General features: G+C 75.4%; 10 protein-coding genes. 3 read left to right on the top strand and 7 right to left on the bottom strand.

Annotation, left to right across the window (positions count from 1 at the left end; all coding sequences use genetic code 11):
• Window positions 1–48 precede the first annotated feature (48 nt).
• A complete protein-coding gene (locus ACFSJS_RS26665; RefSeq protein WP_380904836.1) occupies window positions 49–798 on the top strand; it encodes a DUF4232 domain-containing protein in 750 nt (249 codons plus the stop codon).
• Window positions 799–1,063: 265 nt separating this feature from the next.
• A complete protein-coding gene (locus ACFSJS_RS26660; protein ID WP_380904834.1) occupies window positions 1,064–2,242 on the top strand; it encodes a serine hydrolase domain-containing protein in 1,179 nt (392 codons plus the stop codon).
• Between the two features lie 46 nt (window positions 2,243–2,288).
• On the opposite strand, the gene abc-f is transcribed toward ACFSJS_RS26660, so the two are convergent.
• The 3 genes from abc-f to ACFSJS_RS26645 all read right to left on the bottom strand — a co-directional run bounded on the left by abc-f (window position 2,289) and on the right by ACFSJS_RS26645 (window position 5,047).
• Complete coding sequence (abc-f, locus tag ACFSJS_RS26655) at window positions 2,289–3,950, bottom strand: ribosomal protection-like ABC-F family protein (RefSeq protein ID WP_380904832.1); 1,662 nt, start codon at window positions 3,948–3,950, stop codon at window positions 2,289–2,291.
• An 85-nt stretch (window positions 3,951–4,035) separates the two neighbouring features.
• Complete coding sequence (locus ACFSJS_RS26650; protein WP_380904830.1) at window positions 4,036–4,458, bottom strand: nuclear transport factor 2 family protein; 423 nt, start codon at window positions 4,456–4,458, stop codon at window positions 4,036–4,038.
• Between the two features lie 166 nt (window positions 4,459–4,624).
• Window positions 4,625–5,047, bottom strand: a complete 423-nt coding sequence (locus tag ACFSJS_RS26645; RefSeq protein ID WP_380904828.1) for a DUF3291 domain-containing protein — start codon at window positions 5,045–5,047, stop codon at window positions 4,625–4,627.
• Window positions 5,048–5,133: 86 nt separating this feature from the next.
• Between ACFSJS_RS26645 and ACFSJS_RS26640 the strand changes: the two genes are divergently transcribed.
• Window positions 5,134–5,793, top strand: a complete 660-nt coding sequence (locus tag ACFSJS_RS26640) for a MerR family transcriptional regulator (RefSeq protein WP_380904870.1) — start codon at window positions 5,134–5,136, stop codon at window positions 5,791–5,793.
• 194 nt (window positions 5,794–5,987) lie between these two features.
• Here the strand turns inward: ACFSJS_RS26640 and ACFSJS_RS26635 are convergent, their stop codons facing one another.
• From ACFSJS_RS26635 to ACFSJS_RS26620, 4 genes are all read right to left on the bottom strand, one after another.
• Window positions 5,988–7,295, bottom strand: a complete 1,308-nt coding sequence (locus ACFSJS_RS26635; protein ID WP_380904826.1) for an SWIM zinc finger family protein — start codon at window positions 7,293–7,295, stop codon at window positions 5,988–5,990.
• Window positions 7,292–10,132, bottom strand: a complete 2,841-nt coding sequence (locus tag ACFSJS_RS26630; protein WP_380904824.1) for a DEAD/DEAH box helicase — start codon at window positions 10,130–10,132, stop codon at window positions 7,292–7,294. Before ACFSJS_RS26630 ends, ACFSJS_RS26635 begins: the two co-directional genes overlap by 4 nt.
• Window positions 10,133–10,381: 249 nt before the next feature.
• The gene (locus ACFSJS_RS26625) at window positions 10,382–10,783 is read right to left on the bottom strand and encodes a DUF6009 family protein (RefSeq protein WP_380904822.1); all 402 of its coding nucleotides are present in this window, start codon (window positions 10,781–10,783) and stop codon (window positions 10,382–10,384) included.
• Window positions 10,780–12,186, bottom strand: a complete 1,407-nt coding sequence (locus ACFSJS_RS26620) for a DNA primase family protein (RefSeq protein WP_380904868.1) — start codon at window positions 12,184–12,186, stop codon at window positions 10,780–10,782. The genes ACFSJS_RS26625 and ACFSJS_RS26620 overlap by 4 nt, the downstream gene beginning before the upstream one ends.
• Window positions 12,187–12,233: the final 47 nt, after the last annotated feature.

Raw genomic sequence — 12,233 nt, 5'->3', positions numbered from 1 at the left:
CGGAGCCGATTGCGGCGCTCATCCTTCCCACCCGAAAGAGGACAAGCCATGTTCCGTACCCGACGCATGCCCCGGTTCGCCGTCGCCGCCGCGCTCGCCGCCGCCTCCCTGTCCGTGGCCGCGTGCCAGTCCGGCACCGGAGTGGAGCGGAGCGGGGCGCACGCCGAGCGGTCCGCGGCCCCCGCCCAGGGAGCGCCGCGCGGGAGCGCCGCCCCGGAGGGCGCCACTCCGGAGGGTGCCGCCCCGGAGGGGGCCGCCTCGGAGGGGGCCGCCGGTGCGGGCGGCGGCGAGGACGTCCGGGCGGAGCCGGCCGGCCACCGGCAGCAGGACGGCCGCGACGCCCGGGAGCCGCGGGCGGGCGGGGACGGCGCCTCCCTGCCCGGGAGGTGCGGTGCCTCCGACGTCGAGTTCACCCTCCGGTCCGTCCTCCGGCCCATCAACCACATGCTCCTGACGGTCACCAACACCGGTGGCACCGTCTGCGACGTCTACGGCTACCCGTTCCTGCGCTTCGACGGGGCCCAGGCCCCGACCCCTCCGGTGGAGGACAGCATTCCGCAGGCGGTGGTCTCGCTGCGGCCCGGCGAGTCCGCCCACGCGGGCATCACCACCTACACCCCCGACAACGGCGAGGCCGTCGAGGTCACCGGACTCGGCGTCCTCCTCGCCGACCGCGACGGCAGGGCGGTGGAGGGCGACCGTCCGGTGGCGCTCGCCCTGCCCGGCGGCACCGCCGTCAACGCCGGCGCCCGGGTCACGTACTGGCAGACCGACCCGGGCACCGCCCTGCAGTACTGAGGCCCCGCCCCTGCGGTGCCCCGGGTCGCGCCCGCCGCGGCCCGGGGCAGCGGGCCCGGAGCCGGGCACCGCCGGGCCCGGTCCCGTTTCCGTTCCCGTCCGGGACGCGGTGCGCCGCCGCGCGGGGCCCGCCCGGGCGGGCCCCGCGTGACGGGCGCCGAGGGCGCCGGCGAAGGCGGTGTGCACGCGCACTGCGGGGATCCCCACGGACGGCCCTGGGGGTGGCCGGATGGCCCGCCGGCGCGCGCGTCCCTATGGTCGGTCCATGCAGACCACACGACGACGGGCAGTCCGCACGGCGGCGGCGGCCTGCGCCGCCGCGCTCCTCGCCGTGCTCGTCCCCGCCGGTTCCGGGGCGGCCGCGGCCGGTCGGCCCGGGACGCTGCAGCGGGATGCCGACGCACTGCACGAAGCCGGGGTCACCGGGGTGTCGGCCAGGCTGGACGCGCCCCACGGGGTCCGCACCGCCCGCAGCGGGGTCGGCGACCTCCGCACCGGGCGGCCCGTCCCCCCGAACGGGTACGTGCGGATCGGCAGCACCACCAAGGCGTTCGTCGCGACGGTGCTGCTCCAGCTCACCGGCGAGGGGAGGCTGTCGCTGGACGACCCGGTGGAGCGGTGGCTGCCGGGCGCGGTCCGCGGCCGGGGAGGCGACGGCCGCCGGATCACCGTGCGGCAGCTCCTCCAGCACACCAGCGGGCTGCCCGACTACATCGCCGACGCCGTCCCCGAACCCGGCGCAGCCGGCTACCGGGAGAACCGCTGGACCACCCACACGTCCGAGCAGCGCGTGGCCTTCGCCCTGCGGCGCCCTCCCCTCTTCGAGCCCGGGACGGCCTGGGGGTACTCCAACACCGACTACGTCCTCGCGGGCATGGTGGTCGAGGCGGTCACCGGCCGCCCCTGGGAGGAGGAGGTGCGCGGCAGGATCCTGCGCCCGCTGCGGCTGACCCGCACCCTCGTGCCCGGCGACGATCCGCTGCTGCCGCACCCCCACGCCCGCAACCACCAGCAGTTCGAGCCGGGCGGGCCGATGGTCGACACCACCGTCGCCTACCTGCCCTTCGACGGCGACGCCGACGGGACGATGGTCGGCACGGCGGCGGACGTCAACAGGTTCTTCGGCGCGCTGCTGCGCGGTGAGCTGCTGGCCCCCGACCGGCTGGCCGAGATGCAGCGGACCGTCCCCGTGTCCGACGACCACGGCGGCCCTCCGGGTACCCGCTACGGCCTGGGGATCAGCCGGACGCCCCTGTCCTGCGGCGGCGGGTACTGGGGGCACGGCGGCAGCGGCTTCGGCTACGTCGTCCAGCCCGGGGTCGCCGCCGACGGGCGGAGCGCCGTCACCGTCGTCGCGCACAGCCGCCCCGGGGACGCGGCCGGCTCCGCACGGCAGTTCCGCGGCGTCACCGACATGGTCGACCGCGCCCTGTGCGGCACCTGACCCGGCCCTTCCGGGCTCGCGCGAGGGGGCGGCACCCGTCGGCGCGTCACGCGGGCGCGGCCGGGTCCCGGTTCGCCCGGGAGGGGTCCGCAGCGCCGCCGCCCCGGGCCCGCCCGGGGGCGAGGGGCAGGTGGTCGCCCTGCCAGCGGGCGCGCAGGCGGCGGTCGTGGGAGACCAGGACGAGGGTGCCGGAGTACTCCTCCAGCGCCTGCTCCAGCTCCTCGATCAGGGCGGGTGAGAGGTGGTTGGTGGGCTCGTCCAGGAGGAGGACGTCGACGGGGCGGCTGAGCAGGCGTGCCAGGGCCAGGCGCTGGCGCTGCCCGGTGGACAGCTCCGTGACGCGGGCGGTCAGTCTGTCGGGGGTGAACAGGCCGAGGGAGAGCAGGTGTTCGGCGTGCTCCTCGGGGGTGCCGGGGCGGCCCGCGGCGTAGGCCTGCAACAGGGTCTCGCCGGGGCGCCCGGGGTGGGGTTCCTGGGGGAGGTGGCCGATGCGGCCGCGGCGGGTGACGCGGCCGCCGTCGGGGGCGAGGTCGCCGGCCAGGACGCGCAGCAGGGTGCTCTTGCCGGCGCCGTTGCCGCCGGTGATCAGCAGCCGGTCGCCGGCCTTGACGGTGAGGTCGGTGGCGGCGAGACGGCCGGTGACGGTGACCGCGGAGGCGTCCAGGACGGTGCCGTCGAGGCGGCCGGAGCGCAGGTCCGGTGCGAAGCGCAGCGGGTCGGGCGGGGCGGGGACGGGATCGGCGAGGAGGCGGCGGAGGCGTTCCTCGGCGTTGCGCACGCGGCTGGCGAGCGACTGCTGGACGCGGCCCGCCGCGCGGTCGTAGGCCATCTTGTTGCCGTCGGTGATGGCGCGGCCGGGGGCGACGCGGCGGGCGGTGGTCTCGGCGGCCTCGCGCTGGGCGGCCACCTCGTCCTGCCAGCGGGCGTACTGCTGCTCCCAGCGCCGGCGGGCCGCCGCCTTCTCGGCGAGGTAGCCGGCGTAGCCGTTGCCGTAGCGGGTGACGGTGCGGCGGTCGGCGTCGACCTCCAGCAGGGCGGTGGCGACGCGTTCGAGGAAGGTCCGGTCGTGGGAGACGGCCACGGTGGTCCCTCGGCGGGTGCGCAGGTGCTCCTCCAGCCAGGTCAGGGCGTTGTCGTCGAGGTGGTTGGTGGGCTCGTCCAGCAGCAGGACCTCCGGTGCCGCGGCCAGGAGGGCGGCCAGGCGCAGCCGGACCTGCTCTCCGCCGGAGAGGCCGCCGACCGTGCGGTCGCGGGGCAGGTGGGCCAGGCCCAGGCCGTACAGGGCGCGTTCGACGCGGGCGTCGGCCTCGTAGCCGCCGCGCAGTTCGAAGGCGGTCATCAGATCGCCGTACTCGGTCAGCGCGGCCTCGTCGCCGCCGGTCATGTCGGCTTCGAGCCGGCGCATGCGGCTCTCGATGGCGCGCAGGTCGCTCAGCGCGTGGTCGACGACCTGCTGGACGGTGTGGCCGGGCGGGAGTTCGCCGTCCTGGGGGAGGTAGCCGACGCCGCCGTCGGACTGGACGACGACGTCGCCCTGGTCGGGTCGTTCGGCCCCCGCGAGCAGGCGCAGCAGGGTGGACTTGCCCGATCCGTTCTCACCGACGATGCCGGTGCGGTCGCCTGCGGCCAGGGTGCAGGTGACCGCGTCGAGGACGGTTCGGCCGTTGTAGGACTTGGTGACGGCGCGGACGGTGATCTGCGTGGGCATGGGGGTGCTCCGGGGCGTTCGGGGCCGGGGCCGCAGGGTGGGCGCGGTCGCGGGCACCGCCGGTGCGGTCCCCGCGACCGGTGGGTCACAGGTTGTCGCCCCACCCGCTCTGGATCATGGTCTGGAACGCCCAGGTGCCGTCCCTGCGGACGAGGACGTCGGCGTAGTGCATCCGGTGGGTCTGCCCCTCCGCGGTGACGACGGACTCGGTGAAGACCACGGCCATCGAGGCGGAGAGGAAGACGGGGGTGCGGGTGTTGCGGAAGGCGACGTCCTGGCCGCCCCCCATGACGTGGGCCATCGTCTCGACGAACTGCCTGCGGTCCCACTGCGCCGACCTGCCGTTGCCCGCGGAGTCGTCGCTGACCAGGTTGAGCGGGAAGACGGCCATGTCCGCCATGCGCTCGACGTCGTTCTTGGTGCAGTGGGCGTCGTACTCCTCGAACCAGGCGTCGAGGCTCGCGCGGTCCTCGGCGGTGGGGATGTAGCCGGTCTGGAGCAGGGTCACTCGGGCTCCCGTCGTGCCGTTGTCACTCATCAAGTTTGACTAGTCGTTCATGGTAGGACCCCCACGGGCAAGGCGCAAACGAATTCGAAGGAACCGCTGCCCGGCGCGCCCGCGGCGGTCGCCGGGCGCGGGTCTGGAGCGGCAGGCTCCGGGCCGGAGGACCCGGTCAGGCGGCGGCCGCACCTCCCGCCGCGTCGTTGCGCGCCTGCTGCTCCAGGCGCCGCTTGGCGTCGTCCCAGGTGATGGGCAGCTGCCCGGTGTCGACCTCCCAGAAGACGAAGGTGGAGGTGCGCATGGTCGACCGCAGGGACGTCATGATGCCGCGGTGCGGTTCGGTCCTGGCGTAGGCGTACAGGGCGTCCCGGTCCTCCCAGGCGGACAGTGTGTAGAAGACCCGCTTGAGGGGCTGCGCGATCAGCGAGGCGCCGTAGGCGCCGGGGGCGGTGCGCACCTGACGCCAGGTGGCCAGGGAGCGCAGGAAGAAGCGGGGGACGTCCTTGGCCGACCGCACCTCGAAGCGGGACGCCATGACGAACGCCGTACCGTGCGGCGGGGGCTGGTTCGGAGTGGTCCAGGGAAGTGTGGGCACCGTGCTCTCGCCTTCAGCTTTGGTGAGTGGCACTATCCATAATAGACAGCAGAACTATCCACTATCCACTGGAGAGCAGGATCCGGATGCGCATCTCCGAGCTGAGCCGCCACAGCGGGGTCCCCATCCCCACGATCAAGTACTACCTGCGGGACGGGCTCCTGCCGCCCGGGCGGGCCACGGCCGCCAACCAGGCCGACTACGACGAGGGGCATCTGCGCAGGCTGCGGCTGATCCGCGCGCTCATCGGCGTGCGCGGCCTGTCCGTCAGCGCCACCCGGGAGGTACTGGCTGCCGTCGACGAGCGGCAGGATGACCTGCACCTGCTGCTCGGCACCGTGCTCGGCGCCCTGCCGGCCGACCGGGACGCCGCCGACGACGACGACGCCGCCGATGCCGCCGACGACGACGCCAACGCCGCCGCACCGGACCTGACCGACGTCGAGGCGCTGACCGCCCGGATGGGCTGGAAGGTCTCCTCCCGCACCCCCGCGGCGCAGGTCGTCGCCGAGACCCTGGAAACCCTCCGCGTCCTGGGGGTGGAATTCGACTGGCGCTCCCTGCTGCCCTACGCCGAACTCGCCGACCGCACCGCGGAACTGGACCTCGACCAACTCCGGGACGCGGGCGGCCCTCTGCAGCAGGCCGAACGTGCCGTACTGCTGGCCGTCCTGCTGGAACCCGCGCTGCTGGCGCTGCGCCGCCTCGCGCAGGAGCACCACTCGGCGCAGCGGTACGGCGGCTGACGGGGCGGCGGCTGACGGGGCGCACGGGCACACCGCCGGCCGGCCCCGACCGGTACCAGGCGGCCGGTCGCGCGGTTCGCGACCGGCCGCCTGGTACCGGTCGACGACCCGGGGCGGGCTGCGGGGCGCACGGCCGGATGCGGCCGTGGAAGCACGAGCAGCCGGCGCGGGCGGAGCCCGGCGCCCGCGCCGGCTCAGGCGTCGCCGACGAGGTCGGCCAGGGCCTGTGCCGGGTCGGTCGCCGGGGCGCCCGCGGGCCACCAGGCGCCCTCCCGCTCGCGGTAGGGGTACCAGCGGCCGTCGCGTCCCTGGCGGAGCTGGAGGCCGCGGCCGGTCAGCGTCCAGCGGTTGCCCTCGACCGTGAACCGCGGCAGCTCGTCGTCCTCCCAGCCCGCCGCCAGGGCGGTGCGGGCCCGGGCGGTCTCCTGCTCGCCGGGGGCCCAGGGGTCCTCCAGGACCTCCAGGCCCGCCCTGCCGGCCGTGCGCCACGCGGCAGCTGCCCGGTCCAGGTCGCCGGGACGGTCGCAGGTCTCGCGCAGCCGGGCGGGGACGCGCGGGTCGGGATGGGTGGCAGCGATGCGCACGGTGTCCTGCCACAGGTCGAGCGGGGGAGGCGGTTCCGTGCCGCGGCCGAGGGTGTAGGCGAGCAGTTCGCGCGCCCGGACGGCGGCGTCGGACACGAGCCGGTCCAGCGGGTCGGCCTCGATGCCGGTGACGGGCTCCCCGGCGGTGGGCGGCGGCCCGGGCAGCGGGGGCAGGGCGGGCAGCGGGACGGCCGGACGGGCGTAGGCCGCGCGGTTGACGTCGTACGCCGGGCCGTCGCCGTCCTCCTCCTCGGCCCCGTGTTCCTCGTCGTACTCCCCGTCCCCGTCCCCGTCCTCGTGTTCGTCCTCGTCCTCCCCGCCCCCGCCCGTCATCGCCCGCAGCAGCAGGACGGACCGGAGCTCCTCGGCGGCCTCGCCGGCGTCCCGGCCGCGGACGAACGGCAGCAGCCAGGGGTCCTCGTCCAGCAGCCACGACATCTGGTAGCACAGGGCCGTGGCGTGCGGGCACGGGTGGTCGAGCTCGTCGCAGCCGCAGTCCGCGTCGAGGTCGCCGTAGCCGGGCAGCATTCGCACCCGCGCGTCCTCCACCGCTTCCAGCAGGTCCTCCGGCAGCTCGCCCGCCAGCACCGCCTCGGCCTCGGCGGGCCGGTCGGCGGTCCTCTCCCAGAGGCGGTCCCACTCCCCGTCGTCCAACTCCCGGAGGGTGAGGACGGTCGTGTACGTCTCCTCTCCCCCGTACACCTCGGCCGCGATCCGGCCCGGGCTGACGCTGATCGGGCCGATCCGGCCGGTGCGGGAGAAGGACCGGCCCTTCTTCAGGGGCTCCTCCTCCGGCCAGACGTCCTCCACCGCGCCCGTCCAGGCCCTGGCCCAGAAGGACAGGCCGCGGGTGCGGCCGCCGCGGCGCGCCGCGAAGGCGGGAAAGCCCCGTGCTCCGCTCCCCTGTGCCCCGCTCATCCCACGCTCCTCAGTTCCACCAGGTTGGCCAGCTCGTCGTTGGTCAGCTCCGTCAGGGCCTGCTCGCCGGAGCCCAGGACGGCGTCCGCGAGTTCCTTCTTGGCCTCCAGCAGGGCGGCGATGCGGTCCTCGACCGTCCCCTCGGCGATCATCCGGTGCACCTGCACGGCCCTGGTCTGGCCGATGCGGTACGCCCGGTCGGTGGCCTGGGCCTCGACGGCCGGGTTCCACCAGCGGTCGTAGTGCACGACGTGGTCGGCGCGGGTCAGGTTCAGGCCGGTGCCGGCGGCCTTGAGCGACAGCAGGAAGACGGGGGCCTCGCCGTCCTGGAAGCGCCGCACCATCTCCTCGCGCCTGGCCACCGGTGTCCCGCCGTGCAGCAGCAGGGCGGGCACCCCGCGTTCGCGCAGGTGCCGCTCCAGGAGCCGGGCCATCGCCACGTACTGGGTGAACACCAGCGCGGCGCCGCCCTCGGCGGTGATGGTGTCCAGGAGCTCGTCCAGCAGCTCCAGCTTGCCGGAGCGGCCCGCCAGCGGCCCGCCCTCCTCCTTGAGGAACTGGGCCGGGTGGTTGCAGATCTGCTTCAGCCCGGTGAGCAGTTTCAGGACCAGGCCGCTGCGGGCGATGCCGTCCCCGCCGGCGCGGATCTCGGCCATCACCTCCTCGACCTGCCTGCGGTACAGGGCCGTCTGCTCGGCGGTGAGCGCCACCGGGCGGTCGGTCTCGGTCTTGGGCGGCAGCTCGGGCGCGATGCCCGGGTCGGTCTTGCGGCGGCGCAGCAGGAAGGGGCGCACCAGGTCCGCCAGGAGCCGGGCGGTGGGGCGCTCCTCCTCCGGTCCCGCCGCCAGGGCGCGCTCGGCCTCGATGGGCGCGATCCAGCGCCGGCGGAAGTGGCCGTGCCCGCCCAGGAGTCCGGGGGTGGTCCAGTCGAGGATCGCCCACAGCTCCGAGAGGTTGTTCTCCACCGGGGTGCCGGTGAGCGCGATCCGCGCCCGGGCGCCGATCAGCCGCAGCGCCTTCGCGGTGGACGAGTGGGGGTTCTTCACGTGCTGGGCCTCGTCCGCCACCACCAGGCCCCAGGGGTGCGCGCCGAGCCGCTCGGCGTCCAGCCGCATGGTGCCGTACGTGGTCAGCACGAAACCGTCGTCGGCGCCGTCGAGGGTACGGCCCGGCCCGTGGTAGCGGTACACGCGGGTGCCCGGCGCGAAACGTCCCACCTCGCGCTCCCAGTTGCCCAGCAGCGAGGCGGGGCAGACCACGAGTGTGGGGCCCCGGCTCCCCTCGTCCTCCTGGCGCAGCAGGTGCAGCGAAATCAGCTGGACGGTCTTGCCCAGGCCCATGTCGTCGGCGAGGCAGCCGCCCAGGCCGAGCGAGGTCATCCGGTCCATCCAGCGCAGGCCGCGCAGCTGGTAGTCGCGCAGGGTGGCGGCGAGCGCGGCGGGCTGCTCCACCGGTTCGCCCCCGCCGTCGGGGTCGGCCAGGCGGCGGCGCAGGGCGAGCAGCCACTCGCTGGGCGCCACCCGCACCCGCTCCCCGCCGATCTCGGTGTGGCCGGTGAGGGCGACGGCGAGCGCCTCGATGGCGGTGAGCGGTTCGAGGTCGCGCTCGCGGGCCTTGCGGGCCGTCTCGGCATCGACGAGGACCCAGCGGTCCCTGAGCCGCACGGCGGCCCGGCCCTCGGCGACGGTCCCGGCCTCCTCCTCGGTGAGCGGCTCGCCGTCGAGGTGGAGGCGCCAGCGCAGGCCGACGGTGCCGTCGCCGCGGAAGAACGAGCGCAGGTCGCCGGGCGGGACCCGGTCGGCGCCGACGACGGCGCGGGCCGTCAGCGTCCGCGCCGCCTCCTGCGGCCACACCACGTCGACGCCGTGGGCGGCCAGCCGGTCCGCCGCCCCGCCCAGCAGCTCCCTCAGCTCCCGGTCGTCGAGGTCGGTCGCGCCCGGTACGGGCAGCAGCCGCTCCAGCGGCTCCCAGACGCCCGCGGCCCGGCGCACGGCCAGCACCAGGTCGGCCTGGGCGCGCGGCCCGAGCGCGTGGTCGGCGCGCGTGAACAGCTCCGCCGCGTCCAGGGCCAGGGTGGGGTCGGCCAGGCTGTGGGCGCGCGGGACCAGGCGCGGCACGGGCGGGCCGCCCGGCGCCTCGGCGAGTTCGACGCGCAGGGACATCCGCACCCCCGAGTCGAGGCCGGCGGAGATCTCCTCGGCCCAGGCGCGCAGCTGGGGCACGTGCTGGGGTTCGGCGGCCGAGAACGCGGCCCGGCCGGTGGCGGCCTCGGCGGCCGCGGTGCGCGGCAGCGTGTCGGCGACCGCGTCGAGGAAGGGCCGCACCAGCCCGGCCGGGTCCGCGCCGGGCGCGGCGACGGCCTCCGGGGGCGCGGCGGCGGTCAGCTCCCTCAGCCGTTCGACGTCCTCGGGGTCGAGCGGACCGGCCCGCCAGGTGTCGTACCCGGCCGGGGAGACACCGGGCAGCAGCCGCTCGCGGGCGGCCAGGTGCAGCCCGAGCGCGAGGACGCCGCCCCAGAACGCGGCGGCGGGGTGCGGGCGGGGCCCGGCGTCCGCGCCCGGCTCCGCTCCGCCGGCGTGCTCCCGGCGGGCCAGCAGCAGGGCGGGCAGGGCGTCGCCCACCGGGAGGCGCAGGACGGGCAGGGTGCGCAGGGCCACGCCGTCGCCGTCCCGCACGACCAGGTCCGCCTCGCCGCGTTCGCCGAGGGGCAGGTCGGGAGGGGCGCCGCCCGCCGGGTCCCAGAAGGCGATCCGGCCCGCACGGGCCGGATCCCCCGGCTCGAACACGGCCGCGCACCGCGCCAGCAGCACCGCCTGCCCACGCGTCATCCACCCCATGCGTCCCGCCCCTCCTGCCCGTCCCCGGCCGCCCGTCGGCGCGACCGACGGGCGGCCGGGGACGGGCACATCCCGTCGATGATCCACCATGCCGGACGGGCCGTGGTCCGGATCCGGACGAGGACCGGGTGCGCGACGGCCGCCGACCCCGAGGAGCGGTCCGGGACCACGTGCCCTCGGGGCGGGGTGCCGGCCCGCCGGGGGCGCGCCAGGCACCGTTCCCATGCCTCCGCACGCCCCTGCCACGTGTCACAGCGGCAGCGTGATGCCCAGCTCCCGCATGGCCGTCGAGGGCGGCCCGCCCTCGGACCGCTCGGTCTTGTACCCCTTGCAGCCGGGGGCCAGGGTGCGCGGGTCCACGGCCTCCGCCGGGGCTCCCGTGGTGTACAGGCCGTCGGGGTCGGTGTCCCGGTCGTGGGGAAGCAGCCAGAAGACGCGGCGGCGGAAGGTGCCGGAGGAACGGGACGGCTTGGCCTGCGGCCCCAGCAGCGCGTACCCGACCATGCGCCCGTCCCGGTGGTAGGCGGGCCTGCCCCGCCGGGTGGGCAGCCGGTCGAGGCTCTGACGCACGTAGTCGAGCCGGTCGATGTCCTCGAGCCAGACGAACTCGACCTCATGGACGATCTCGTCCTCTGCGATGAGAGCGCTCATGCTGTCTCCTCGTCGACGAGCAGTCCGATCCCCGGGTAGTACTTCCGCTGGTTGGAAAGGATCATCCCCTTGGGCGAGGCCAGTCCCACCACTTCGCGGACCCGGGCCGCGAAGGCACGGGACGAGACAGCCGGGGCCCCCTCATTCTGGCACCAAGTCCTGTAGGCCGCGTAGAGATGTGTTTGTTCCGCCCTGAGATCGGGCTCGATCCTGCAGGACTCGCCCAGGAACCGCCCGGTGTGGTCCTCCGTCTCGGCGTAGACGGTCGTGGCGATGCGGACCCGCTCGGGGCCGGTGAGGTCCCTCTCCCCCGCCAGGTAGCGGCGGGCCCCTTCGATGAGCCAGTTCAGGATGCCCGGGCCCTCCTCGGTGACGAGGATGTCCGCCAGGTTGTCGATCTTGCGGTCGTCGGAGACGACGCGCTCGAAGGGGATGAGGCGCATCCGCCGCCAGAACGCGAAGCCGCCGGTGCCGACTTCGGGCCGGTGGTTGCCCAGCAGCCAGAGTTTGTGCGTCGGCTCGAAGCTGAAGAAGTCCTGGCGCATCCGGCGCGCCTTGATGCGGTCCCCTCCGGTGAGGAGCTTGACCCGGGCCTCGTCGAACTTGTCGCCGGGCTTGACCTCGCTGCACACGATCACCCGGCGGCCGTGCAGCTCGGCCAGGTCGGTGGGGTGGCCCTCGTACGGACGGGCCATCAGGAAGCCGGGCGGAGCCGCGTCGGCGTAGTCGCCCAGCAGCTTCATCAACACGTCCAGCAACACCGACTTGCCGTTCTTGCCCGAGCCGAAGAGGAACGGCATGACCTGCCCGCCGACGTCGCCGGTGACGGAGTAGCCGAGCAGCAGGTGCAGGAAGTCGATCATCTCCGCGCCCTCGGGGCCCTCCCCGAAGGTGTCCGTCAGGAACCGGTTCCAGCGCGGTGTCGGCATGGGCTGCGGGGCGGTGGTGGTGGAACGCGAATGGAAGTCCCTGTCCGGGGAGGGGGTGCGGATCGCCCCGGTGCGCAGGTCCACGATGCCGGCGGGGGTGCACAGCGCGTACGGGTCGGCGTCCAGCCGTGCTGCGTTGAGCACCATGCCCGGGGCCGACTTGGCCTGGGCGAGCATCGCGTTCATGCCGCTGGTACTCAGCGCCCGTCTGCGGTGCTGGTGGAGCGCGGTGTCGGTGTACACGCCGCGCGGATCGGTGGTGGCGATGCTCTCGGCCAGGTCCCCCGCGGCCCACATCACCGTGTCGTCCTCGTCGATCTGCCAGCGGGTGCTGTCCCACCGGAACCAGCCGAGTCCGGGCACGTGGCGGTAGTCGTTGGCGTAGAGCCTGACGAACAGTTTGGCGTTGCCGCGGTCGGTCAGCGTGTCGGGGAGCAGTCCGTCCGCGGTGGCCTCTCCCCCGGTTCCGTCCATCGGTCCCGAACCCCCCTGTCGGGGCTGTGGCACGGGGGCCGCGAGGA

Origin of the sequence: Streptomyces desertarenae (genome assembly GCF_042681365.1) — a bacterium.
Classification (GTDB): domain Bacteria; phylum Actinomycetota; class Actinomycetes; order Streptomycetales; family Streptomycetaceae; genus Streptomyces; species Streptomyces desertarenae.
This window is presented reverse-complemented; position numbering and strand designations above follow the sequence as displayed.